This is a genomic window from Duganella dendranthematis, assembly GCF_012849375.1.
Taxonomy (GTDB): Bacteria; Pseudomonadota; Gammaproteobacteria; order Burkholderiales; family Burkholderiaceae_D; genus Rugamonas; species Rugamonas dendranthematis.
Window position 1 is genome coordinate 552,827 of record NZ_CP051684.1, and the last position, 26,525, is coordinate 579,351.

18 protein-coding genes are annotated in these 26,525 nt (G+C 62.6%); 4 read left to right on the forward strand and 14 right to left on the reverse strand.

Translation table 11 applies throughout. From position 1 onward, the window contains the following. Position 1 precedes the first annotated feature (1 nt). From HH213_RS02635 to HH213_RS02655, 5 genes are all read right to left on the reverse strand, one after another. Positions 2–1,129: a M14 family metallopeptidase gene (locus HH213_RS02635; protein WP_169110582.1), complete on the reverse strand. Its 1,128-nt coding sequence runs from the start codon at positions 1,127–1,129 to the stop codon at positions 2–4. A gap of 33 nt (positions 1,130–1,162) precedes the next feature. Next, positions 1,163–2,659, reverse strand: a complete 1,497-nt coding sequence (scpC, locus tag HH213_RS02640) for a succinyl-CoA:acetate CoA-transferase ScpC (protein ID WP_169110583.1) — start codon at positions 2,657–2,659, stop codon at positions 1,163–1,165. An 87-nt stretch (positions 2,660–2,746) separates the two neighbouring features. Further along, positions 2,747–3,850, reverse strand: coding sequence for a patatin-like phospholipase family protein (locus tag HH213_RS02645; RefSeq protein ID WP_229263260.1), 1,104 nt, complete (start codon positions 3,848–3,850; stop codon positions 2,747–2,749). A 45-nt stretch (positions 3,851–3,895) separates the two neighbouring features. Next, positions 3,896–5,359 carry a catalase gene (locus HH213_RS02650; RefSeq protein WP_169110584.1) on the reverse strand — a complete coding sequence of 488 codons (1,464 nt, stop codon included), beginning with the start codon at positions 5,357–5,359 and terminating at the stop codon, positions 3,896–3,898. Between the two features lie 104 nt (positions 5,360–5,463). Beyond that, positions 5,464–6,021 (reverse strand): TetR/AcrR family transcriptional regulator, encoded by a 558-nt coding sequence (locus HH213_RS02655; protein WP_169110586.1) that lies wholly within the window; start codon positions 6,019–6,021, stop codon positions 5,464–5,466. Positions 6,022–6,106: 85 nt separating this feature from the next. Between HH213_RS02655 and HH213_RS02660 the strand changes: the two genes are divergently transcribed. Further along, positions 6,107–7,297, forward strand: a complete 1,191-nt coding sequence (locus tag HH213_RS02660) for an MFS transporter (protein WP_169110588.1) — start codon at positions 6,107–6,109, stop codon at positions 7,295–7,297. Between the two features lie 26 nt (positions 7,298–7,323). Here the strand turns inward: HH213_RS02660 and cphA are convergent, their stop codons facing one another. Next, a complete protein-coding gene (gene cphA, locus HH213_RS02665) occupies positions 7,324–9,894 on the reverse strand; it encodes a cyanophycin synthetase (protein WP_169110590.1) in 2,571 nt (856 codons plus the stop codon). Positions 9,895–9,921: 27 nt separating this feature from the next. Then, positions 9,922–12,096, reverse strand: coding sequence for a cyanophycin synthetase (locus HH213_RS02670; RefSeq protein ID WP_169110592.1), 2,175 nt, complete (start codon positions 12,094–12,096; stop codon positions 9,922–9,924). A 217-nt stretch (positions 12,097–12,313) separates the two neighbouring features. Between HH213_RS02670 and HH213_RS02675 the strand changes: the two genes are divergently transcribed. The 3 genes from HH213_RS02675 (at position 12,314) to HH213_RS02685 (ending at position 15,774) form a co-directional block, all read left to right on the forward strand. Then, positions 12,314–14,587: a cyanophycin metabolism-associated ABC transporter gene (locus HH213_RS02675; RefSeq protein ID WP_169110594.1), complete on the forward strand. Its 2,274-nt coding sequence runs from the start codon at positions 12,314–12,316 to the stop codon at positions 14,585–14,587. A gap of 6 nt (positions 14,588–14,593) precedes the next feature. Beyond that, positions 14,594–15,061, forward strand: coding sequence for a cyanophycin metabolism-associated DUF1854 family protein (locus HH213_RS02680; protein WP_110849128.1), 468 nt, complete (start codon positions 14,594–14,596; stop codon positions 15,059–15,061). 248 nt (positions 15,062–15,309) lie between these two features. After that, positions 15,310–15,774 (forward strand): hypothetical protein, encoded by a 465-nt coding sequence (locus HH213_RS02685; RefSeq protein WP_169110596.1) that lies wholly within the window; start codon positions 15,310–15,312, stop codon positions 15,772–15,774. On the opposite strand, the gene HH213_RS02690 is transcribed toward HH213_RS02685, so the two are convergent. The 7 genes from HH213_RS02690 to HH213_RS02720 all read right to left on the reverse strand — a co-directional run bounded on the left by HH213_RS02690 (position 15,775) and on the right by HH213_RS02720 (position 26,425). Continuing rightward, a complete protein-coding gene (locus HH213_RS02690) occupies positions 15,775–17,334 on the reverse strand; it encodes an oleate hydratase (protein WP_169110598.1) in 1,560 nt (519 codons plus the stop codon). Between the two features lie 129 nt (positions 17,335–17,463). Beyond that, the gene (locus HH213_RS02695; protein ID WP_169110600.1) at positions 17,464–18,768 is read right to left on the reverse strand and encodes a sugar MFS transporter; all 1,305 of its coding nucleotides are present in this window, start codon (positions 18,766–18,768) and stop codon (positions 17,464–17,466) included. Positions 18,769–18,792: 24 nt separating this feature from the next. Next, the gene (locus tag HH213_RS02700; protein ID WP_169110601.1) at positions 18,793–21,318 is read right to left on the reverse strand and encodes a glycoside hydrolase family 3 protein; all 2,526 of its coding nucleotides are present in this window, start codon (positions 21,316–21,318) and stop codon (positions 18,793–18,795) included. Positions 21,319–21,339: 21 nt separating this feature from the next. After that, the gene (locus HH213_RS02705) at positions 21,340–22,686 is read right to left on the reverse strand and encodes a GH1 family beta-glucosidase (RefSeq protein WP_169110603.1); all 1,347 of its coding nucleotides are present in this window, start codon (positions 22,684–22,686) and stop codon (positions 21,340–21,342) included. 1 nt (position 22,687) lies between these two features. Continuing rightward, positions 22,688–23,977 carry a glycoside hydrolase family 5 protein gene (locus HH213_RS02710; RefSeq protein ID WP_169110605.1) on the reverse strand — a complete coding sequence of 430 codons (1,290 nt, stop codon included), beginning with the start codon at positions 23,975–23,977 and terminating at the stop codon, positions 22,688–22,690. Between the two features lie 96 nt (positions 23,978–24,073). Next, entirely contained in the window at positions 24,074–25,084 is a 1,011-nt protein-coding gene (locus HH213_RS02715) for a LacI family DNA-binding transcriptional regulator (RefSeq protein ID WP_169110607.1), read from the reverse strand. 81 nt (positions 25,085–25,165) lie between these two features. Next, complete coding sequence (locus HH213_RS02720) at positions 25,166–26,425, reverse strand: ABC transporter substrate-binding protein (protein WP_169110609.1); 1,260 nt, start codon at positions 26,423–26,425, stop codon at positions 25,166–25,168. Positions 26,426–26,525: the final 100 nt, after the last annotated feature.

Here is a 26,525-nt window from a genome sequence, read left to right on the forward strand (position 1 = left end):
ATCAGTAATCGTCCAGCGACAGCAGGATCGGCTGCAGGATCGAAGCGCCCAGCGCCGCACTACGCGCGCCACTCCAGCCCACATGCGGATCCGGCAGATCGGCGTTGTCCTTGAACGGCATCTCCAGCGTCAGCGCCAGGCAGCCAAAGTGGTGGCCGACGTATTTGGACGCCAGCGTCAGCATGTCTTCCTTGTACTTGCTGGCCGCGTAGCCGACTTTATCCTGGAAGTCCGGCGTGGCATTCTTGTAGCGGTCAATGAAAGCCTGCTGCTTCTGGCGACGCTCGTCGCTGAAGTTTTCCAGCATCTCGTTACCCGCCACGAAGTTGTACGGCAGCGCCTCGTCGCCGTGAATATCGAAGAACATATCGATGCCGGTTTCGTGCATCTTCTTCTTCACGTACAGCACTTCCGGACTGCGCTCGACCGAAGGCGTCATCCACTCGCGATTCAGGTTGGCGCCGGCCGCATTGGTGCGCAGGTTGCCGCGCACCGAACCGTCCGGATTCATGTTCGGCACAATGTAGAACACGCAGCGTTGCAGCAGCTTGCGGGCGATCGGGTTGGCATCGTCCAGCAGCGAATCGATCAGGCCTTCGATGAACCATTCGGCCATCGACTCGCCCGGATGCTGACGCGCGATGAACCAGATTTTCTTCTCCGCTTCCGGCTTGCCGATGACCACCAGGTTCAAATCGCGGCCATCGACCGTCGAACCCAGGTCCAGCACGCGCGCCAGCGGATGCTCGCCCACCTCGCCCAGCAGGCGCAGATGGCGCTCGAACGAATACGGCTCGAAGTAAGCGTAGTAGATGCTGTCGGTGTCCGGCGTGTGGTCGATCGTCATGACCGCGCCGTCGAACCTGGTCGGCACGCGAAACCAGTTCTCGGTGTCGTAGCTGGCCACTGCCTGGTAATCCTCGTAACCCTTGGCATAGGTGGCCTGGCCGGCGTTCAGGAAGCGCATGGTCAGCTTCTGGCCACGCGCACCCTGCACGCGGAAGTGGAACCACTGGTGGATGTCAGCGTGAGAATCCTTGCGCAGATTCAGTTCGATGGAGGCTGCGCTGTCCGCGCGCAGAACTTCGATCGCACCGGAGTCGAAGTTCTGGCTGATTTTAATGGTCATGTTGATCCAATGTTAAGTGAATGCAGATGACCATTATTTTACCAGCATGCTCCCTTCCCGTTTATAGCGGGCGTGCCACGACAACGCCTTCTCCAGCACGTGTGGCGTCTGGCCGCCGCCTTGCAGCGCTTCCTCGAAATAGGCGCGTAGCTGCGGGCGGTAGTCCGGATGCGCGCAGTTGTCGATGATGCGCGGCGCCCGTTCGCGCGGCGCCAGGCCGCGCAGGTCGGCCAGGCCCCATTCGGTCACCAGGATATCCACATCATGCTCGGTGTGGTCCACGTGCGCGGCAAACGGCACCACGCTGGAAATCGCGCCATCCTTGGCCACCGATTTGCTGACAAAGAAGGACAGCTGGCCATTGCGGGCAAAGTCGCCCGAGCCGCCGATGCCGTTCATCATATGCGTGCCGCCGACGTGGGTCGAATTGACGTTGCCGTAGATGTCGAACTCCAACGCCGTATTCAGTGCGATGACGCCGAGACGACGCACGATCTCCGGATGGTTGCTGATCTCCTGCGGCCGCAGCACGATGCGTTCGCGATACTGCTCGATGTTGTCGATGAATTTCTGGTGCATGGCCGCCGACAGTGTGATCGACGACGCCGACGCCATCATCAACTGGCCCGAATCCAGCAGTTCGATCGCGCTATCCTGCAGCACTTCCGAGAACATCGTCATGTTGCGGAACGGCGAATCGATCAGGCCATGCAGCACCGCGTTGGCGATGGTGCCGATGCCGGCTTGCAGCGGACGCAATGAAGGATCCATGCGCCCTGCATTCACTTCGGCTTCGAGGAAGGTGATGATGTGGCGCGCGATGGCGTCGGTCTCGTCGTCCGGTGGCAGCGCGTTGGATGGGCTGTCCGGACTATCGGTGATCACAATCGCGGCGATGCGCTCCGGATCGAGGGTAATTTCTGTCACGCCGATGCGGTCCCAAGGCGTCGTCAAAGGAATCGCGCTGCGGTGCGGACGCGCATCCGGCACATAAATATCGTGGAAGCCTTCCAGCGCCAGCGGCGCGCTCAGGTTAATCTCGACGATTACCTTGCCGGCCTGCTGCGCGAAGTTGGCCGAGTTCCCGACCGACATGGTGGGAATGATGCCGCCATCGGCCGTAATCGCCACCGCCTCGATCACCGCGATGTCGATGCCTTTCAGGTCGCCGGAACGCAGCTGCTCGGCGGTCTCCGATAAGTGCTGGTCGATGAACATCACCTCACCGGAATTGATCTTGCGGCGCAGCGCGGCGTCGGCCTGGAATGGCATGCGGCGCGCGACGACGCCGGCGTTGGCCATCAGCCCATCACTGTCGTTACCGAGCGAAGCGCCGGTCAGCAGTGTCAGTTGCAGCGGATTGCCCTGGCGGGCGCGTTCAACCAGCGCCGCCGGCAGCGCCTTGGCGTCGCCGGCGCGGGTAAAGCCGCTCATGCCAACGGTCATGCCGTCCTTGAATAGCAGGGCGGCCTGTTCGGCGCTCATCAGTTTGTTCATCAGCGCCGGGCGGCGAATGCGATCTTCATACATGGTGGTTCTCCTCATTCTTTTGTTTCAGTATAGAATCAGGAAAACTGCATGCTTATGAATTAAATTCCCACTTTCCAGTCGTTTTTTTCATGATGGCAGTTCGTGGATGACGATGCCCTCGATCGGGTCGACCGCCTGCTGCCACGGCCGCAGCTCAATGAAACGCTGCGTATCCTCATAGCCGGCTTGCCAGCGGGCGCGGATGCCGGCGGCGCTGAAGTCGATGTCCTTGGTGTGGTCCTCATTGCCGATGCGCGGCGCGCGCAGCGACACCACATGCATGTCGGTGCCGCAGCCCCATGACGCCAGCTCGCGCATCTCGGGCGACGCAGTTTCGTCCGCCGACAGATGCTTGCTCATCTCGCGGATCACATGGCGCAGCCGGTGCAGCTTGCGCTGCTGCTCGATATTGCTGGCGCGGCTGGCGTACTGGATCTCCTTGTGCTTGTCCAGCACATCGAGCACGCTTTCCGGCTCGCTGCCGTCCGGATTCCACACCTGCACCGAGAAGATCACCGAACTGCGGCGCGGCTCATCGTCAAGTACCGCTTCAATCGGCGTGTTGGAGTAGATGCCGCCATCCCAGTACGGTTGGCCGTCGATGCGCACCGCCGGAAACGCCGGCGGCAGCGCGCCCGACGCCATCACATGCTCGACCCGCAGCGGTTCCTGCTTGCTGTCGAAATAACGCATCGCGCCAGTGCGCGCATTAACCGCGCCGACCGTCAGGCGCATCTGCTTTTGATTGAGGTAATCGAAATCGACCAGCGCCTCCAGCGTGCTGCGCAAAGGCGTCGTCTGATAGAAGGAAGCGTGTTCGATTCCCACGCGCGCCTCGGGATTCCACCACGAGGTCAGATTAGGTTCGAAGAACGCCGGGATGCCCTGCCCCACCGTGATCGCGTTGGCGATCGCGCGCGGCATGGTGGAGAAGCCGAAGGCATTGCGCTCCATGCGATGCCAGAACTCGCGCAGTCGGTCCAGCCGCTGCTCGGGCGGATTGCCGGCGATGATGGCGCCATTGATGGCGCCAATCGAGGTGCCGATCACCCAGTCCGGCTCGATGCCGGCTTCGTGCAAGGCCTGGTATACGCCCAGTTGATAAGCACCCAAAGCGCCGCCGCCCTGCAGGACCAGAACAATCTGGCCCGGCAAGGCGGGCGATGGCGGACTAGCTGATTTGCGGCTCAAGACAGACCTCCACGATGCATGGCAACGTGGAGATTGTATGCCATCTTAGGCGACAGTCACGCCCTTCGCTTTCAGCGCCGCGCGCACGCCGGCGCCGTACGCTGGATCGGCCAGGTCGAGGTGACCCAGCTGGCGGGCGATGATCTCGGCGCTGACCTGGCTCAATGGACCTGCCATGTTGTTGAACAGATTTTGCTGCTCCTCTGCCGGCATCAGGCGGAACAGGTTGCCGGCCTGGGTGTAATCGTCCTCGGTGCCGCGGGCGTCGTAGCGGGCCGCCGCGCCTTGCAGCGCCAGTGCCGGTTCGCCATTGCCCAGTCCTTGCGGATTGCTGCCGCCGCCCTGCACCGGATCGTAGTTCTGCGCCGCGCCGCCGTTGGCGATAGCCATGCCGCCGTCACGCTGCTGGTTGTGGAACGGGCAGCGTGGCGCGTTCACCGGCAGGTGCTGGTGGTTGGTGCCGACGCGGTACAGCTGCGCGTCGTGGTAGGCGAACAGGCGCGCTTGCAGCATCTTGTCGGGCGAGTAGCCCAGGCCTGGCACCACGTGCGATGGCGACAACGCGGCTTGTTCCACTTCCGCGTGGTAGTTGACCGGGTTACGGTTCAGTTCCAGCACGCCGACCGGCAGCATCGGGAAGTCGGCATGCGGCCAGACCTTGGTCAGGTCGAACGGATTCCAGCCGGTGCGCGCTTCCCACGTCGCCAGTTCGGCTTCGGTGGCGACTTGCACCTTGACGTCCCAGCGCGGGAAATCGCCGCCGGCGATGGCGTTGAACAGATCGCGCTGCGCGTAGTCCGGATCGGAACCGGCGATGCGCGTGGCTTCCTCTGCGCTCAGGTTCTTGATGCCTTGCTGCGTCAGGAAGTGCCATTTGACGTAGACACGTTTGCCTTCGGCGTTAATCAGGCTGTAGGTGTGGCTGCCGAAACCGTGCATGTGGCGATAGCCATCCGGCGTGCCACGGCTGGAAAACAGCGTGGTGACCTGGTGCAGGCTCTCCGGCGTGCGGCTCCAGAAATCGAACATCATGGTCGGCGATTTCAGGTTGGTTTGCGGATCGCGTTTTTGCGTGTGGATGAAGTCCGGGAACTTGATGCCATCCTTGAGGAAGAACACCGGCGTGTTATTGCCGACCAGGTCCCAGTTGCCTTCTTCGGTATAGAAGCGCACGGCGAAACCGCGTGGATCGCGCTCGGTATCGGCACTGCCCTTTTCGCCGCCAACGGTGGAGAAGCGCAGGAAGGTCTCGGTCTGCTTGCCGACTTCGGCGAACAGTTTGGCCTTGGTGTATTTGGTGATGTCGTGTGTAACGGTGAAGGTGCCATACGCGCCCGAGCCTTTGGCGTGCACCACGCGCTCAGGAATGCGCTCGCGGTTGAAGTGCTGCAGCTTCTCGATCAGGTGGAAGTCCTGCAGCAGCACAGGGCCGCGTGGGCCGGCAGTGACGGAGTTCTGGTTGTCGGCGACTGGAATGCCGGACGCGGTGGTGATAGGTGGCTGGCTCATACTATGGCTCCTCGTTGTTGATAGCGTAGGGCTATTCTAACGAGGATAATCAATAAATAAAAACTATAAATATCTATAGCTTTGATAGCTTATGGCAATGATTGCTATACCTTATCGAAGCAACGCTCGACCAGTGTGCGGACATGCGCGCGCGACGGCAGGGTCGGACCAAACAGCGAGCGATAGATGATAGGCGCGACAACGCCATCCATCACCAGGTCCACCTCAGGCACCGCCTCCCGCCGGGCAATGCCACGGTCAAGGATTTGCTGGATTTGCCCGGCCACGTACACCGCGCACTGGCAGCTCGCTTCCGCGCGATTGCTGGCCAGTACGTCGTGCATCATTGTCATGCCGACCGCCGACGTCATTTCATCGAGATACAGTTCCGCCCAGGCCTGCAGGTCGCCCAGCACGGTGCCGGTGTCGATCAGTGGCGCATCCGCGCGCAAGCTGCCGACGGCGACATCGGACAGCAGGTCCGCCAGCGTGCCCCAGCGCCGGTAGATGGTGGACGGCGTCACGCCGGCACGGTCGGCGATCATCGGCACCGTCAGGTCGGCGCGGTCGATTTCAGCGGACAGTTCTTGCACCGCCTGGTGTACCGCCGCCTGGACGCGGGCGCTGCGCCCTCCTGGGCGTGGAGATGTTTTTGAATTCATTTCGCGATTCTAATGCAAAGAATTCGCTTTAGTGGTTTAATCGCACAAAAGCAAATTCTTTGCTTTTGTGCGGAAATGGACTTTTATGAAAACGACTGGACAGCAACTCAGCTCCAAGACATCACTCTGGCTACTGGCCAGCATTATGGTGGGCTTCCTGGCCGCCTCCAGCGCGCCGTCGCCGCTGTACGCGATCTACCGGCAGGCCTGGGGCTTTTCCGCGCTTACCCTCACGGTGGTGTTCTCCGTCTATGCCTTCGCGCTGCTGAGCGCACTGCTGGTATTTGGTTCGCTGTCGGACTTCCGCGGAAGGCGCGACATCATTCTGCTCGCCCTGGGGTTGGAGGTCGGCTCGCTGCTGCTGTTCCTGAACGCCGATTCGGTTGCCTCGCTGATCGCCGCCCGTGCGCTGCAAGGACTCGCCACCGGCATCGTCACCAGCGCCCTCAGCGCCGCGTTGATCGACATCGACCGAACGCACGGCGCATTGGTGAACAGCGTCGCGCCGATGATCGGCATGGGCATCGGCGCCTTGGGCACCAGCCTGCTGGTGCAGTTCGCGCCGGCGCCGACCAAGATCGTGTTCGAACTGCTGATCGTGGTGTTTATCGTGCAGGCGGCCGCCATGTGGTTCCTGCCGGAGACCGTGTCCCGCAGGCCGGGCGTCTGGCGCTCGCTGTGGCCGAGCATCGCGATTCCCCAGCAGGCCCGCGCCACCTTGTGGCAGGTCTTGCCAGTGAATACGGCGCTATGGGCGCTGGGCGGTTTCTCGCTGTCGCTGGGACCGAGCCTGGCGCGCATCGTCACCGCCAGCCAATCGCCGCTGGTAGGCGGCTTCGCCATCGCTGCGCTGGTACTCACCAGTGCGGCGGCGATTCTGGTGGTGCGCACGCATCCACCACGCGCGGTGCTGATCGGCGGGACGATCGCCCTGGCCACAGGCATGGTGGTGACGCTGGCCGGCATCGCTAGCTACTCCGCCGCCGCATATTTTATCGGGACAGCGATCATGGGAGCGGGCTTCGGCGCCGGCTTTAACGGCTCGTTACGCAGTCTGGTGGGATTGGCGCGGCCGGAACAACGCGGCGACTTGATGGCGGGATTTTTCTCACTGAGCTATCTGGCGTTCAGTGTACCGGCGATTCTGGCGGGACTGGCGGTAGGCTACTTCGGCCTGTATGCCACGGCGCTCGGCTTCCTGGCGGGAATCATGGCATTGGCGCTGATTGCGCTGGCGCTGATGACCAGAAAAACGCCTGGCGTCCCCGCTCGATAAACGGGGACGCCAGGCGGGAGAGAAGATCAGACTTCCTTGATGCGCTTGGCGATGTGGGCCAGCGCGTCCTCCACCTGGTCGATCAGGATCAGGCACAAGTCGCCGCCCTGCAGGCGCGCGAGCGCGGTGTCGATGGCTTTGAACTCGCCGTAGATTTCCTCGATGTGCGAGGTGCGCGGCGCGCCGGCCAGGCCGGAACGCAGCAGCGCCACCACTTCACCATCCACGCGGCCACGCTGGCAGGCGTCTTCGTACAGCAGCACGTCGTCAAACGCGCGGCCGAGGATTTCGGTCTGCTGCGTGATGTCCTGGTCGCGGCGGTCGCCGGCGCCCGAGATCACCACCACGCGGCGCTTGGCCGGCATGGTCTCCACGGCCTTTACCAGCGCCAGGATGGCGTCCGGATTGTGGCCGTAGTCGGCGATCAGGGTCGCGCCTTTGTAATCGAACACGTTGAAGCGGCCCGGCGCATTGTCGGAATCGTTGGCGAAGGTTTTCAGGCCGAGACGGATCGCGTCCCAGCTGATGCCCACGCCCCACGCCGCCGCCACCGACGCCATCACGTTCTCGACCTGGAAGCCGATCGCGCCGTTGCGGGTGATCGGCACGGCCGACAGCGGAATCCGGTTCTGCTCGCGGCCTTCCGCCGCCACAAGATGGCCGTCTTCCACGTACACGGTGCGGCTGCCTTGCGCCAGGTGCGTGGCGATCACCGGGTGCGAACGGTCGGCGCCGAAGAAGATCACCTTGCCGCGGCAATTCTGCGCCATGCCGGCGACGATAGGATCGACCGCGTTCAGCACAGCGAAGCCGCTGGCCGACACATTCTGCACGATCACGCGCTTGAGCACCGCCAGGTCTTCCACCGTGGTGATGTAGTTCAGGCCCAGGTGGTCGCCCATGCCGATATTGGTCACCACCGCCACCTGGCAGCGGTCGAAGGCCAGGCCTTCGCGCAGGATGCCGCCACGCGCGGTCTCGAACACCGCCGCGTCGACGTCTGGATGCAGCAGCACGTTACGCGCGCTGCGCGGACCGCTGCAATCGCCGCTGTCGGTCTGACGGCCTTCGATGTAGACGCCGTCGGTGTTGGTCATGCCGGTGCGCAGACCGCTGGCGGTCAGCAGGTGCGCAATCAGGCGCACGGTGGTGGTCTTGCCGTTGGTGCCGGTCACCGCCACGACCGGAATGCGGCCGTTCTCGCCCGGCGCAAACATGGTGTTGACAATCGCCTCGCCCACCGCGCGGCCTTTGCCGAACGATGGCGCGATGTGCATGCGCAGGCCAGGTGCGGCGTTGACTTCCACCACGCCGCCCCGTTGATTTTCAATCGGTTCCAGCACGTTATCACAGACCACGTCCACGCCGCACAGATCGAGGCCGATCATCTGCGCCGCTTCCACCGCGCGCGCCGCCACTTCCGGATGCACGTCGTCGGTAACGTCGGTGGCGGTGCCGCCGGTCGACAGGTTGGCGTTGTTGCGCAGGATGACGCGCTGGCCCTTGGCCGGCACCGAGTCCGCGTTCAGGTCTTGCAGCGCCAGGCGCGCAACCGCGATGTCGTCGAAGCGGATCTTGGTCAGCGAGGTCGAATGGCCCGAGCCGCGGCGCGGATCGGCGTTGACGATGTCGACCAGCTGACGCACGGTATGGGTGCCGTCGCCGATCACCAGCGGCGGATCGCGGCGCGCCGCAGCAATCAGCTTGTTGCCGATGACGAGCAGACGGTAATCGTGGCCCGGCAGGTAGCGTTCGACCATGACGTCGTCGCGGAATTCCTTGGCGGTGCGGAAGGCCTGCTCCAGGTGCGACTGGGTCATGATGTTGACCGTCACGCCCTTGCCCTGGTTTCCGTCCTTCGGCTTGACCACCACCGGCAGGCCGATTTCCTGCGCGGCTTTCCACGCGTCGGCTTCGTCTTCCACCGAACGACCGATCGGCACCGGCACGCCGGCCGCATGCAGCAGCTTCTTGGTCAGTTCCTTGTCCTGCGCGATGGTCTCGCCGATGGCGCCGGTAGTGTCCATTTCGGCAGCCTGGATGCGGCGCTGTTTCGAGCCCCAGCCAAACATCACCATCGAGCCTTCGGTCAGGCGGCGGAACGGAATGTCGCGCGCCACGGCGGCGTTGACGATGGCGCCGGTGCTTGGGCCAAGGCGCACGTCTTCATCCAGGTCGCGCAGTTCCGTCAGCGCGGCTTCCAAATCGAAGGCGGTATCGGCCAGCACGGAGTTGATCAGCGCTTCGGCCATTTCCACGGCACGGCGGCCGACGGCTTCCTCGGTGTACTCCACCACGGTCTGGTAGATGCCCTCATCCAGCGTGGCGTGGGTGCGGCTGAAAGTGACCGGGCAGCCGGCTTGCGCCTGCAGGCTCAATGTCGCCACTTCCAGCACGCCCGCCAGCGAGACGGCGTCCGAGGTGCCGGTGGGCTGCAGTGCGCCGACGGCCGGGAAGCGCGCGTGCAGGCGCTGCACGAAGTTCGGCAGCGTCGCGATCGATTGTTCTTCCGGCGGGCACGAGATGATGACTTCCACCGCAGTGTGGTGGCTCCAAAGATTCGGGCCGCGAAGGGCGCGGGTGCGTATGACTTCCATGCTCTTTTTTATTCTCTCAATGATGTATCAGTGGTGGCCGCGTTTCGGCGACGCTTCCCAGGTGCGCAGGCCGGCGCCGATCAGGTCGGGCGTCAGGCCCAGCGCCCAGCCGGCGGCAATCGCGGCCAGCACGGCTTCCGGCGGCACCAGCGGCGACAGCGGCAGGCTGCCCACTTCCTCGGTGCCGATCGCCATCACGATGCTGTCCCGGCTGCCGTTCTTGCGCTCGAATACCACACGCTTGCCGTCCTGGCGGTGCGCCACGATGGCGGGCAGATGCTCGTCGACGCCGTAGAAAATCACTTCGCCGTCGCACAGGCCGGCCATCTCCACTACTTGCGGATCAGCGGCGTTCAGCACCGCCACGCCGTCCGGCAGCACCACGTCCACCTGGGTGCGCAGCACGTTATACAGCTTATCTTCGCTGTCGATGTGGAAGTCGTTCAGGTCGGCGAAGTCGCTGACGTCGGTCACCACGCCCACCGCGCATTTGTCGTAGGCCAGGCCTTCCGACAGGATCATGCGGGCGCTGTTTTCAAACACACCGGCTTCGACGTTTTTGTTCAACAGCAGGCGCTCGCCGGTTTCCCAGTCGCTGAAGCCGTCGCGCGGCAGCAGGCGGCCGTTGACGAACAAGCCGTCGGCGCAGGTCAGGCCGGTTTTCTTGCCGCTGATTTGCAGCAGCCAAGCGACCAGGCGCGCGGTCATGGTGGTGCCGTGCTTGCCGGTGATGCCGACGATCGGCATGCGGCCGGTGGCGTCGCCAAACAGGTGATCGACAATCGCCTCGCCGACATTACGCGGTTCGCCTTCGGCCGGCTTCAGGTGGGCCAGCAAGCCAGGACTGGCGTTGACTTCGATGATGGCGCCGCCGGTTTCTTCCAGCGGACGGCTGATGTCCGAGGTCACCAGGTCGATGCCGGCGATGTCCAGGCCAACGATGCGCGCCGCCAGCGTGGCCATCGCCGCTACTTGCGGGTGCACCTTGTCGGTGACGTCAATGGCGACATTGCCGTTCGGCTGGATCAGCACCTTCTGGCCTTCGGCCGGCACCGAGTCGTGCGTCATGCCCTGGCGCTTCAGCTCCAGCACGATCTCGCCCGAGGTGTCCGGCGTGACCAGGCCCAGTGGGAATTCTTCGGTATCGCCGCGACGCGGATCGGTATTGATCTGCGTGTTGCACAGTTCCAGCACGCTGGCCTTGCCGTCGCCGGTGACCCACAGCGATTCGCCGGCGGCGGCGGCGACCATGCGCTTGCCCACCACCAGCAGGCGATGTTCTTCGCCGACGATGAAGCGCTCGACGATCACGCTGCTGCTGTCGCCTTCCACTGCGGCCAGCGCATAGGCGGCGGCGACATCGGCTTCGGTGCTCAGGTTGAGCGACACGCCACGGCCATGGTTGCCGTCATACGGTTTCAGGACCACCGGCAGGCCGATGTCCTGCGCGGCTTCCCAGGCTTCCTCGGCACTTTTGACCAACTGGCCTTCCGGCACCGGCACGCCGCACGAGGACACCAGCGTCTTGGTCAGGTCCTTGTCGCTGGCGATGCCTTCGGCGATGGCCGAGGTCTGTTCGGTTTCGGCCGTCCAGATGCGGCGCTGCGCGGCGCCATGGCCCAGCTGCACCAGGTTGCCGTCGGTCAGACGGATAAATGGAATCTTGCGCACGCCGGCGGCATCGACGATGTTGCCGGTGCTCGGGCCCAAGCACAGGCTCTCGACCATATCCGTCAGCTGCGCCACGGTGGCAGCCAGGTCGTACGGACGGTCTTCGATCATCGCCATCAACAGGTCACGGCCGGCGGCCAGCGCGGCGCGGCCGACTTCTTCCTGGCGGGTGCGGAAAGCCATTTTATACAGGCCGGTGTTTTCGCCGATTTCGCGGGTCTTGCCGAAGCCGGTTTTCATGCCGGCCAGGTTTTGCAGCTCTAGCACAACGTGTTCCAGGATGTGGCCGGCATAGGTGCCGTCGCGCAGCCGCTCCAGGAAGCCGCCGTGTTCGCCCACGCCGCAGCGGTGGACGATCAGGCCCGGCAGGATCGCCGTCAGGCGCTCATACAAACCGGGCAACAAATTCGAGGGGAAGTTCTCCAACTCGCCAATGTCCAGCCACGCCTCGACGACTGGGCGATAGGTCCAGATGTTGGGTCCGCGCAAATAAGTGACGCGCTGAACTTCAATGTCTTTCTTCTTAGTCATGTATTGATTCTTATAACTTTGTTATCGGCTGAGCCAGCCCGCGCCGTATTGTAAACCCTGTACCCTTGCCATGCTGCTGTGCGGTATACTTGCCGTCAAGTTTGACGCCGCCGCAACCATCTGATTTTATTGTTTTCTGTCAAATGTTTAATCACTGACAGAATACCGTAAATAATCCGTTACAACAGCCCTTTTCCCCTCAGGAGTACGCCACACGATGACGACAGAACAACTTTCCACCGTATCCAGCCAGAGCGAACTACCTGAACGCTGGCGTTCCGAGATACAGGCACAACTTTCCCAAGGGGAAAACGTTGCAGGTGCCCTGGAGGTTGACTTGGATCAGCAACTTCGTTTTTCCAAGGGTGTTGTGTTGGTGACGCCACACCGCGTTCTGGCGCGCGCGCCGGGTGCGGCTGGATGGGAATCGTGGCCGTTTACGCCCGATATGGTGCTGAAACACCACGACCACGCCGGCGTCGGCCATCTGGAGTTAGTCAATAATCAAGGCCGTCTGGCGGCGTGGCGCTTCACGCTGGGCCAGAACCTGGCCGCCATCCGCCTGGTCGAGCAATTCGACGCGCACCTCGACAGCCACGCCTCCGGCGAGCCGGTCATCGTCGACGACAAAAACGTCTGCCCAAGCTGCAAGGCGCCGATGGAGCCGGAGCAGGAGGAATGCCCGATCTGCACCAAGGTGGTGTACACGCCGCCGTCGACCTGGACGCTGTTTCGCCTGTGGCGCTTCGCCAAGCCGTACAAATGGCAACTGGCGCTGGGCTTCTCGTTCATGCTGCTGTCCACCGGCGCCCACCTGATTCCGCCCTACCTCACCATCCCGCTGATGGACAATGTGCTGATCCCCTACCAGAACGGCAAGGCGGTCGATCCGATGCTGGTGGTGATGTATATGTCCGGCCTGGTCGGCGCGTCGATCCTGGCGTGGATCTTCGGCTGGGGCAAAACCTATGTGCTGGCGCTGGCGTCGGAACGCATCGGCGCCGACCTGCGCACCACCACGTATGAGCACTTGCTGCAACTGTCGCTGGAATACTTCAGCGGCAAGCGCACCGGCGACCTGATGTCGCGCATCGGCTCCGAGAGTGACCGCATCTGCGTGTTCCTGTCGCTGCACTTGCTGGACTTCCTGTCCGACTGCCTGATGATCATCATGACCGGCGTGATCCTGTTCAACCTCGATCCGTGGCTGGCCATCTGCACGTTGGCGCCGCTGCCGTTCATCGCCTGGATGATCCACCTGGTGCGCGACCGCCTGCGCACCGGTTTCGAGAAAATCGACCGCGTGTGGGGCGAAGTGACCAACGTGCTGGCCGATACCATTCCCGGCATCCGCGTGGTGAAAGCCTTTGCGCAGGAAGCGCGCGAAGCCAACCGCTTCCGCACCGCCAACAAACATAACCTGGCCGTCAACGACAAGTTGAACAAGGTGTGGTCGCTGTTCTCGCCGACCGTGTCGTTCCTGACCGAACTGGGACTGCTGGTGATCTGGGTGTTCGGTATCTACCAGGTCTCCAAGGGCAATATCACGGTCGGTGTGCTGTCGTCGTTCGTGGCGTATGCCAGCCGCTTCTACGGCCGCCTGGATTCGATGAGCCGCATCGTCTCGGTGACGCAGAAATCGGCGTCGGCCGCCAAGCGTATCTTCGACATCCTCGACCACGTGTCGTCGGTGCCGGAGCCGGTCAACCCGGTCAAGCTGGATAAAGTGGAAGGCAATATCTCGCTGCGCGAAGTCGGTTTCCGCTACGGTAACCGCGCCGTCAACCGCGGCATCAACCTGGATATCAAGGCCGGCCAGATGGTCGGTCTGGTGGGCCACTCGGGCTCCGGCAAATCGACGCTGGTCAACCTGATCTGCCGCTTCTACGACGTGGCCGAAGGCGCCATCATGCTCGACGGCGTCGACATCCGCGCATTTGCAGTGTCGGACTACCGCCGCAATATCGGCCTGGTGCTGCAGGAGCCGTTCCTGTTCTTTGGCACCATCGCGGAGAATCTGGCTTACGGCAAGCCGGGGGCGACGCGCGAAGAGATCATCTCCGCCGCCCGCGCCGCGCATGCGCACGAATTCATCTTGCGCCTGCCACAGGGTTACGACTCGATGGTCGGTGAGCGCGGCCAGGGCCTGTCGGGCGGCGAGCGTCAGCGCATCTCGATTGCACGCGCGCTGCTGATCGATCCGAAGATCCTGATCCTTGACGAAGCCACGGCCTCGGTCGACTCGGAAACCGAAAAAGAAATCCAGAAGGCGCTGGACAATCTGGTGCAAGGCCGCACCACCATCGCCATCGCTCACCGCCTGTCGACCTTGCAGAAGGCCGACCGCCTGGTGGTGCTGGATCGCGGCGTGGTGGTGGAGGATGGACCGCACGACGAACTGATGGCGCGCGAAGGCGCTTACTACCGCCTGTATCAGGCCCAGGCCCGCAATGTGGATAAGGATCTGGACGACAGCGCCAGTGAGGAATAACAGATTATGACGACGACATTTGAACTGATCCGCAATCCCTTCGGCCGGCTGGTGCTGACCACCACCGAAGGCGTGGTGCACGAGGGCGTATCGCCGGTACGCGCCTTCCCGGTGCAGGCGCCGGAAGACGGCATCTCGCTGCTCAACACCGACGGCAAGGAAGTGGCGTGGATCGATGTGATCAGCGACCTGCCGCCGGCCATCGGCGCGCTTGTGAGCGAGGAATTGAGCGGCCGCGAATTCATGCCGGAGATTGCGCGCATCAACAGCGTGACCAGCTACGCCACGCCGTGCACCTGGAACGTGGCGACGGATCGCGGCGACACCGAGTTCGTGCTGCGCGGCGAAGAAGACATCCGCCGCCTGACCATCGACACGCTGCTGATCTCCGACATTCACGGCATTCACTACCTGATCCGCGATCTTCGCGAACTGGACAAGCACAGCAAGAAAATCATCGACCGCTTCCTGTAAGCGCACCTCTCGCGCCATCGGCCACCCGGCTGATGGCGCCGCCTTTCCCCTCTGATCCACCGCAAAGCGGCCTCAAATAGCGAGGCCATGATGGGAATCGTGCGCCCATCAAGAAGGCGCGGAAAGGCATACAATGAAACTCCTTGAACCAAAGTCACACGTGCCGCAGCGCCCGGCTCCAAAGCGGAAGCGCAAGCGCCGCAAGCCAGCACCTGCCACGCCGCAGCCACCGAAGAAGGGAGCTGATCATGGATGAAGACAAGGAAGAGCTCTACTTTAATTTCCGCTACGCGCAGCGATTGTGCCAACGGACGGCACGTTTTTATCGCCGCATTCAAACCTTGCTCACCTTTATGAGCTTGCTCGCCGGCAGCAGTGCTGTAGCAACCCTCGCGGCGCAACTACCGGCGCAGTCGGCCTGGCTGCTGGCCACATTTGCTGTTCTCGGCTGCATGAATGTGGCCATACGCCCTGCCGAGCGTATTGCGGCCAACGAAGCTGACGTCAGGAAGTATGGCGCGCTGCTGGCCAAACTCAAGCAGATGGATGCCGCATCGCTGCAGCAATTGCTCGATGAGGCGCGACTTTCCGATACCACGGAAGTCGAGCATCTACGGCCCGTCGCGTATAACGACGTGGTGCTGGAAATCGACGAGCCGGAAGCCCTGATTCCGCTGACCCCGATGCAGAAACTGATCGGGGCGTTGGCGTGATTATTTGAATGCCTTGATCACCGCATCAAACTTCACTTTCAACGACTCATCGTGCGGCGTGACGCGCGGAACTTCGCGTTGCACATTCAGCAGTTGGTAGACCGCCGTCTGCGCCGCGCGCACCGAGTATTCGACGGTGAACACCACATCCTCCGCCACCTCGACGAACTGGCTGACAAACGCCAGGTTGCGCGAACCCGTCGGCACCGGCAGCGGGCGGTCGCTGTACTGGCGCGGCATGAACATGCTGGTGATGTACGGCATGCGGCACGGGATGCAGTTCGCCGTCGACATCACGTCGTCGTAGTCGAAGTTCAGATGGCCGCACAACTCGCGCAAGATCTCTTCGCCGCTGCATTCAGCCATCGGCTTGGCAACAAAGTTGCCGATGCGGTCAGGATGCAGGCCATACCCCCAGAACACCTGGACGCCTTCCGGCTGCCCGACAAAGTGCGGCTGATGCGCCAGCACCACCGACATGAACCAGTTGGAATCCTTGAAGGTCACCAGTCCGCCAGTGCCGGCCACGTTGCCGCTGAATTTTTGCATACGGTCGAAGAAGGCAGCGTCTTTCAGCGTGACGGTGAACGACTCCCACCACGATTCCGGAATACTGGAATTGAATGCGGACGGATTGCCGAACTGCGGCCTGCCCTGCGCCAGCTTTTCCCACAACGCCCAGCCCTGGCTATCGCGCTTGTCCAGTTTGGCCGGCGCGCTTTGCATCGTACCGTAGCTCGACGCATCCGTCATCGAACCGTTCTGGAAGAACACCAGATCGTCCGGCGCAACCTGAATGGTTTGCGCCTCACCATTGCGCACATAGCGGATCGCGGTGACGGTCGATGCATCCTCGCTCAACGACAGATCGTCAACCCTGGCGCCGAACACCACCTGCACGCCCTGCTGCTGCAGCCAATGCTGCAACGGGCGCACAAACGAATCGTACTGGTTGTAGACGGTACGCTTGACACCCGCTAGCGTCTCGATACGCGAGAACTCCATCATGAAGCGGCGCAGGTAGCGCTTGAACTCCACCGCGCTATGCCACGGCTGGAAGGCAAACGTGGTGGCCCACATATACCAGAACTTGGTCTCGAAGAATTCCGGCGATAGCCAGTCGGTGATGGCGCTGTCGCCCAGATCTTTTTCGTCGGCCTCCTCCAGCTTTACCAGCTCCAGCCGGTCCTGCATGGAAAAGCCCATCGAGGTGACATCGACCTTGAAGCGGTTGCGGTCCACCAGTCGCGCGCGCGAATGCGACTTGTGCAGTTCATTGAAGGCGATGGTTTCGTCGTACACCGTCTGGCCGGGATGCTCCAGCGACGGGATGCTCTTGAACAGATCCCAGGTGCACTCGTAGTTGTCGGTGGTGAGCATGCGGCCGCCGCGCAGCGTGTAGCCGCTGTCCGGGTTGCCGCCGCCATCGAGACTGCCGCCGGCGAGCGGCAGCGCCTCGAAGATGGTGATATCGCTGCCGGCCACGCCGGCGTCGCGAATCATGAAGGCCGCAGCGGCCAGAGAACCGATGCCGCCGCCGATCAAATACGCTTTAGTCATGATGCACACTCCTTCAGTTGTAGTGAGCCGATAATAGGCAATCAAAACAACCGGTGCGCATGCGTGCGATCAAAAACCGCCGCGATTAGTAGTGCTTACCTAAATCGCAACGGCATTGAACAAGAAAGCCTACTTTTCGTTGTACATATTGGCGTACTTCAGGCCGAAGTACAGGATAAACAGGTAGCACGCGGCCGGCACGAAGAACGACACCTGCAAACTGAGGTGATCGGCCAGCAAGCCTTGCGCGAACGGCACCAGCGCGCCGCCCACAATCGCCATGCACAACACGCCCGAACCCTGGCCGGTCAACGGACCCAGTTTGTTCAGCGCCATCGAGAAGATGGTTGGGAACATGATGGAGTTGAACAGGCCCACCGCCACGATCGACCATTTGGCCACATCGCCATTGCTGAAGATCGCCGTCAGCACCAGCGCAATCACCACCGCCGCGTTGAACGCCAGCGCCTTGCCCGGGCTGACCTTCTGCATCACGACGAAGCCGATGAAGCGGCCGATCATCGCGCCCATCCAGTAGTAGCCGACGTAATGCGACGCTTCGGCCGCCGTCAGGCCGGCCACGTGCGGCTCGCCCAGGAAGTTGATCAGGAAGCTGCCGATACTGACTTCACCACCCACGTAAAGGAAGATCGCCACCGCGCCCAGCGCCAGGTGACGATGCTTGAGCACATCGGCGAAAGTGCCTTGCGCTTCGCCCGGCGCCGCCTCTGCATCGGCAATCTTCGGCAGGCGCGCCAGCGCGAACAGAATCGCCAGCAGCAGCAGCGCAGCAGCCAGCGCCAGATATGGACCTTGCACGGCGGTGGCCTGCGCCGCGTTGTATGCCGCCAGCTGGTCGGCGCTGAACTTCGCCAGATCGGACGAACTGAGAACGCCGCCGGCCAGGATCAGCATCCCGCCCAGGAACGGCGCCACGGTGGTGCCCAGCGAGTTGAAAGCCTGAGTCAGCGTCAGGCGGCTGGATGCGGTGCGCGGATCGCCCAGCACCGCCACGTATGGATTGGCCGCCACCTGCAAAATGGTGATCCCGCCCGCCAGCACGAAGAAGGCAATCAGGAACAGCGTGTAGCCGCTGGTGGCCGCCGGGTAGAACAGCGCGCAACCGGCAGCGGCAATCGTCAGGCCGGCCACGGCGCCGTTCTGGTAGCCGATCTTCTTGATCAGCATCCCGGCCGGCAGCGACACGATGAAGTACGCGCCGAAGAAGCAGAACTGCACCAGCATCGCCTGCACATAAGTGAGCGTGTAGACCGCCTTCAGGTGCGGAATCAGCACGTCATTCAGGGACGTCAGCAGACCCCACATGAAAAACAGGATGGTGACGATGACCAGCGGGCCGGTGTAATTGCCCGTCTGGTGCTCCCCCTTCGGCTGCCCGGATGCCACCGGGGCAGCTTGCGAATAGTGTTCCATACTTTTACTTTCTCCTCGTTTTATTTATTTGAATGCGCCGCACGCCAGCGCATCCTTGTCCTTGGCGGCGCCGCCAACGATCTGGATGTTGGCGAAGGTCGCGGCAAACGGCGCATCGGCGGCCACGCTGAACGGCGTACTGAATGCCGCCAGCGGTAAGCCTTTGGCGCTAAAGCAGGCCAGCGGGATTTTTACCGTTTGCTTGCCCTTGCCCGCCAGCTGCTGGAATACAGCGCTGGCGTCCAGTTCCACCGTTTCGATACCGATGTTGACCTTGCCCTGCGGCGCAGCCGACACGATAGTATCAAATTGCAGCGCGCCGTCGGTGCTGGCGTAGGCCGGCAGCTTGATCGCCTTGTTCGCCTGCGCTTCCAGCTTGGCCGGACCGCCCCAGGTCAGGCGCTTGGCATCCTGCTGGGTGTTGATCTGCGCCGTCTCCACTTTCACGGTCGGCAGATTGAACACCGCATTCAGGTCCGCACCCAACGCCACGCGCTGGCCGCCGCTGCTGACATACAGCGCATAGGTCGAACGGTCGGTCGGATTGTACACCGGCACCGCCAGCGACTTGCCGCAGCCGCCTTCCGGATAGCTGGTATCCAGCGCCGGCACAGTGGCCTTGCTAGCGTAGTTCAGGCCATAGCCGTATTTGAACAGCGGATCGTAATTCACATCGCCGACGTTCAGTGGCGACTGGCAGGCCGACTTCGGCCACGAGAACGACAGCTTGCCACGGAAGTCCGCATTGACCTTGCCGTTCGCTTTGCGGAACAGCACATCCGACACGCCTTTGCCTTCAGTGCCTGGCAGCCACGCGGCCACCACACTATCCGACAGGTTGATGATGTCGTTGGTGTACAGCGGGCGGCCGGTCACCAGCAGCGTCACCACCGGCTTGCCCTTGCCCGATACGGCTTGCAGCACCGCCAGGTCTTCCGGATGACGGCCCGATAAACGCAGCGTGCCGGCCGGGCCGATGTCGCCATCGCCCTCGGCGTAAGGCGTTTCGCCGATTACCGCGATCACCGCATCGAACTTGCTGACATCGACGTCGGTAGCTTTTTCACTGAAGGTGACGTTGGCCTCGCCCGCCGCTTCCTTGATGCCGGTCAGGATGGTGTCGCTGACTGGATAATCACTGTTCTTGTTGTCGGTGCCTTGCCAGGTCAGCGACCAGCCGCCGGACTGGTTGGCCATGTTGTCGGCGCTCTTGCCGACCACGAGGATTTTCTTGCCGCGTACCAGCGGCAGCACACCGCCGTTATTCTTCAGCAGCACCAGCGATTCACGCACCGCCTGGCGCGCCAGTGCGCGGTCCTGCAATGCTTCCTGCTTGCCGGCGTAGATATTCTGCGAAGGCTTCTTGCCATCGAACAGACCGGCGCGCAGCTTCACGCGCAGGATGCGGGTCACAGCATCGTCAATGCGCGACATCGGAATCTCGCCCTTCTCCACTTGCGCGATGGTGTTGGCGATGAAGGTCTTCCACTTCTCGGGCACCATCACCATGTCGACACCGGCGTTGATCGAGGCGGCGCAGCTGTCTTCCGCGCAGCCTGGCACTTCGGTGATCGCGTTCCAGTCGCTGACCACCAGGCCGTCGAAGCCCATCTTCTCTTTCAGCGCCACGGTCAATAGCTCGCGGCTGCCGTGCATCTTGCCGTGGTCGGTGCCGCCCTTGACATCGTTCCAGCTGTTGAAGGACGCCATCACCGTCTGCACGCCGGCGGCGAGCGCCGGGTAGTAGCCCTGCGCGTGGATGTTGATCATCTCCGACATGGTGGACTGGTTGACGCCACGGTCCTTGCCTTCCGCCGTTCCGCCGTCGCCGACGAAGTGCTTGGCCGTCGCCACCACGGTGTTATCGGATTTCAGATCACCCTGCAAACCCTTGACGTACACGCCGGCATACGATTTGACGATGGCCGGATCTTCCGAGAAGCTCTCGTACGTGCGTCCCCAACGATCGTCGCGCACCACCGCCAGCGTTGGCGCAAATACCCAGTCGATGCCGGTAGCGCGCACCGCCTTGGCGACGGTCTTCGCCATCGCTTCCACCAGTTTCGGATCGCGCGCGGCGCCCAGGCCGATGTTATGCGGGAACAGCGTGGCGCCGTACATATTCGAATTGCCGTGCATGGCGTCGATGCCCCAGATGACCGGGATCTGCACCTTCATGTCGGTGCTCATCGAGGCGTCGTAGTAAGCGTCCGCCAGCTTGACCCAGTCGGCGGCGCTGGCGTGCTTGTTCCCTTGCGGCCAGCTGCCGCCGCCATTCAACACGGAGCCGATGTAATATTTACGGATATCTTCCGGCGTGCTGAATTTGATTTCCGGCTGCGTCATCTGGCCGATCTTCTGCGCCAGCGTCATGCCGGCGACGATCTGCTTGATGCGCGCTTCCATGCGGGCGTCCTGCTTGACCGGGCTGGCGATGTGCGGCCAGTCGGCCAGCGGCTTGGCGTCCGGCGCGGCGATGACATTGGCCCCCAGGGCCAGCGTTGCCGCCAGCACGGCGCGACGCAGAATGTGATTGGTCGTGGTCTTCATTACGTATTGTCTCCGTTGTGATTATGAGTTCTGGCCGCGCACGAAGGCGCTATACCATTCGCCGCTCTGTTTGACGATGCGGCGCTGCGTCGGGTAGTCGATGTAGGTCAGGCCGAAGCGACGCAGATAGCCTTCCGCCCATTCAAAGTTATCCAGCAGGCTCCAGGCGAAATAGCCTTTGATGTTGCCGCCGGCGGTGATCGCATCGCGCATCGCGGTCAGGTGGCGGATCAGGTAATCGCGGCGCGCGGTGTCGGTCACGGTAGCGTCCTCGTTCAGGTGATCGTCGTAGGACGAGCCGTTTTCGGTCACGTACAAATCGCCGGTCGGATAATCGCGCGCCACGCGTTCCAGCAGCGAGATCAGACCTTCCGGCGAGACTTCCCAGCCAAAGTCGGTGCGCTGACGGCCTTCCGGATGGATGATGCGGGTGCGCAGCGGATATTCGTCTGGCGCATCGACCACCACTTCCGGGAAATAGTAGTTCACGCCGAGGAAATCGCACGGCACGGCGATGGCGTCCAGATCGCCCGCCTCCACCACCGGCGCATCCGCGCCCACCAGCGCCAGCGCTTCGGCCGGATAGCCGCGGCCATACAGCACGTCGAGGAACCAGCGGTTGCGCAGCGCGTCGTGACGCGAGACCGCCGCCAGATCGGCCGCGCTGTCGCTGCCGGCCTTGATGGGATGCAGGCTTAATGCGATGCCGACTTGCGCGCCCGGCGCATTGGCGCGGATCAGCGGCACGGCGCGGCCGTGCGACACCAGCACGTTGTGGCAGACCTGCAGCGCCAGCGGCAGGCTCTTGTTGCCCGGCGCGTGCATGCCGTCCCAGTTGCCGTGCATGGCCGTGCACCATGGCTCGTTATGCGTGATCCAGTGCTTAATGCGGCTGCCCAGATGCCTGGTGATCACATCGACGTAGTGCAGATAGGCGTCGATGGTGGCGCGGTTGTTCCAGCCGCCCTGGTCTTGCAGGTACTGCGGCAAGTCCCAGTGATACAGCGTGCACCAGGGCTGCAAGCCACGCGCCAGCATGCCGTCCACCAGCCTGGAATAGAACGCCAGCCCTTTGGCATTCGGTTCCGCATCGACGCCGTTGAAGATGCGCGTCCACGCAATCGAGAAGCGGTAGGAGTTGAGGCCCATCGCTTGCGCCAGGTCGAGATCTTCTTCCCAGCGGTGATAGTGGTCGCAGGCCACGGCGCCGGTGGAGCCGTCGCGGATTTTTCCCGGCGTCTCGCTGAAGGTGTCCCAGATCGACGGCACGCGGCCATCAACGGCGGCGGCGCCTTCGATCTGATAGGCCGATGTGGAGACGCCCCACAGGAAGTCGCTGGCAAAGTCGGTACGCTTAATCATGGTCATATTATTTTTTAGCGAAAGGTGTAGGTGGAACAGGGGCGTTCATCCATTTGATGGCGGTTTGCTGCGGTTGATACGGCACGCTGCCAAACAGGCGGAAGAGGTTTTCAATCTCGGCCAGTGAGGCCTTGTTGAAATCGAGTTGGGGAATACGGGCGCCGGGCGCGTTGGCCACCAGGCCCCAGGTGCCTACGCCCTGCCCGCCCTTGTTGGACAGGCGCTTGTAGGCCCACGCGGTGCTGGCCCAGCCATTGGCGACGTAGGTGTCGTAAGTCACGCGCATGACCTGGCCGCCGTTCTCGGCGCCCATGAAGGCCCACGGCTGGAACTCGCCGACGAAGAACGCAGTGTCCAGCGCATCAAGCTTAGTCTTCCATTTGCAAACGTTGTCACCTTCGCCCGTGCATTGCAGCCAGTCTTTGTGCACGGCCAGTCCCGGCTTGCCCCAGCCGAAGTGGCCGGGATACGGATGCATCTCGAAGGCGACGTTGGTCATGCCATGCTCGGATGGTTTGCCGTAGGCGTCGATGCCCTTGTTATGGCCGGGCAGGATGATCACATGGTTCTGATCGACCTCGCGAATCGCCTTGTACAAGGTGCCCATCACCGCCGCCAGGTTTTCCGGCGTGGTGCCCCACGGTTCGTTCAGGATGCTGTAGCCGGCCACCGCGCCGCGGTCCTTGTAGCGCGCGGCGATCTGCTGCCACAGCCAGATGGTGCGCTCCTGGTATTCCGGCGTGTCCCAGTATTTGTTCTGGCCCGCGCAGCCACTGTGGTGCTCCCAGCCCTGGCTGCCAACGGCGCCGTGCAGGTCGAGGATCACATAGATACCGCGTTTCTCGGCCTGGTCAATGGCGTTGTCCAGATACTTCCAGGCGTCGGCGCGCAGGTGGCGCGGGTTCTTCTCGTCCTCCACCACGCTGTAGATGAACGGCAGGCGCACCAGGTTCAGATTCATCTTGGGCAGCATGTCCCAGTCGCGCTGCTTGATCCAGTTATCGCGGAACAGCGTGTACAGGCGCTGGCGCTCTGCGTAGCCGAAGCGCTTGTCGAGCACCGCTTCCAGCTTGCACTGGTCGTCCACCGCCTTGGTTTCCTGCCCCATCATCCAGAACTCCTGGATCAGATAGTTGCCCAGATTGATGCCGCGCAGCGCCGGTTGCGTGCCGTCGGCGGCCAGCCATTTGGTGCCTTCCGTGTGCAGCATCGGCAGCGCAGTGGTCTGCGCATGTGCGGTGCTGCCCAGCAGCCACGCCGCCAATCCGGCCGTTTTAAGCAATCGTTTTATCAGCATCTTGTCTCCCCCTGTTCCATTCGATATGGAATCGTTTCCAATATACTGTAAAAAAAGAGCAAGCGGCTAGCGCATGCTCCTTTTATTTACGCCGTTTTACTGCTTCAGTGACGCCAGCGAAGCCCTTTCAGTCACGTGCAGCTGATATTCCCGCGTGACCGGCCGTTTCAGGCCATAGCAGTGGTTCAGCAGATAATTTAAACCATTCAAGGTCATCTCGCTCCACGGGATATGCACGCTGGTCAGCTGCGGCGCGGTGAACTCCGCGCTGTGCGTATCATCGTAGCTCAGCACTGAGACCTGCTCCGGCACCTTGACGCCCTGCTTCTGGAACAGCGACAACGCCCCCACCGCCATTTCATCATTGGCGCAAAACACCGCCGTAAACTCCGCGCCGGACTTCAGCAATTCATCGGCGCGGGCAAAGCCGCCTTCCGGCGTGAACTCGCCGTCGGCCATCCACACCGTGCTGGTATCGATGCCCACCGCCTCCAGCTCCGCCATGAACCCGGCGATACGCTGCTGATTATCGGCTGCCGCCGCGCGACCGGCGATCACGGCGATCTTGCGGTGGCCCTGTGCCAGCAAGGTGCGCGCCGCCAGCCGCCCGCCGGCGTCGTGATCGACCGTGAAGCACTGCGGCGCCATGCCCGGCAAGTCCTGGTTGATCACCACCACCCGCGACTGGAACGGCCCCAGTGCCGCAAAGTCTTCCTCTTCCATCGCGGTGCTCATGACGATCAGGCCATCGCTGCCACGCTCAATCAGGAAGTTCAGGCCATCGATGGCCTGGTTGCGCGCATCGCCGTCACCGACGCCGAACGCCACCACCATGTTCAAACCCGCCTCACGTAAAGCTGTGTAAATCGACTGCAAAATGGGCGTATAGAACGTCCCCGCCAGGTAGGGGATGTACACGCCGATCATTTGCGAGGAGCCCGACAACAGCGAGCGCGCCGCATGCGACGGACGGAATTCCAGTTCTTCGATGGCCTTGCGCACCTTGTCCTGCGTGGATTGCGATACCGAGCCCTTGCCGCTGATAACACGCGAGGCGGTGCCCAACCCCACACCCGCCAGCCGGGCTACGTCCTTGATGGTTGCCACGAATTTCCCTTATCCCTTTAGTCTGTGCGGCGGCAAGGATAACCCACACCCTCAAGCATGACAAGCAGGCTATGCCTCTGATCAATCCTGCAATGCCGAGACAATTCCCTTCTGTGCCTTCTCCACCGGCATGCGGGTATTCCAGTACGTGGTCAGCACATCCTGCAAGGCGCCGTTCTGGTCCGGCGTCAAAAACACCTCGATCATGCCGACCGCGCGCGTCTTGTCCTTCAGGATCGCCATGCCGGCTTGCGCGCACACGTCCATGCCCGAGGTGTCGACATTGCTGAGAATCGGCAGCGCGCCCTTGATCTTGTTGAACTCCAGCTGCGCGCCCGGCGTCAGCATGGTGGTCGCCAGCAGCTTCTGCGCCCGCACCGCTTCCGGATTGCTGGTCTTGGGGAAGACGAAGGCGTCGCCCTGGATCAGGTACGGCACGTTGGCGCCCAGGCCGGGAATGCAGCCGAAGTCCTTGCCGGCGGTCTGGCGCGCGGAAGCGAATTCGCCCTTGGCCCAGTCACCCATGATCTGCACCCCGGCCTTGCCGCTGATGAGCATCGCGGTGGCGTCGTTCCAGTTGCGGTTGGGCGAGCCGGTATCGACATAGCCTTGCAGGCGCTTGAAGGCCAGCAGCACTTTCTTGAAGGCGTCGGAATTGATGGCCTTCGGCGAGCGGTCGCGCAGCACTTGCAGGTACAGCTCGCGGCCGCCGACATTGGCCAGCATGGCCTGGAACAGGATGTTCTCCTGCCACGGCTGGCCGCCGTGCGCCAGGCCGACCAGGCCGGCGGCTTTCAGCTTGTCCAGCGCGGCGAACAGCTCGTCCGGCGTGGCGGGCTCTTTGGCAATGCCGGCCTTCTTGAACGCGGCTTTTGAATACCAGATCCAGGTCGACATATGAATGTCCACCGGCACCGCGTAGAAGTGGCCCTTGACCTTGATCACGTCCAGGATCGGCTGCGGCATCAGCTGGTCCCAGCGGTCGCGGATGGCGATGTCGTCGACGTTGTTGAGCGAGCCCTGGTCGATCAGGTCGCGGAATTGTTTGGTGGTGTTGAATTGCGCAGCGGTGGGCGGATTGCCGCCGACGATGCGGTTGATCGCCACTGCCTTGGCCTGGTCGGCGCCGGCAATCGCGGTATCGCCCCAGACGCCGCCGGCGGCGCGGTAGGCGTCGGCGAACTTGCGCACGGCAGCCGACTCGCTGCTGGAGGTCCACCAGTGCATGACCTCGGCCTTGGGTGCGGCGGCTGCGGCCGCGCCGGACTTGCCGGCGGCAAACGCCAACATCGCGAGCAACACCCATGCAATGCGCGTGGCGCCCCTACTTTGCTTGGTCATCCAGTCTCCGTGTATTTTTTTGTACAAACCTAATACTACCGTCTTCCAGCCGCAAAAAAGCCGGCGCCGCCTGAGGCGCCGGCAACTTCGCGGGGCGAAG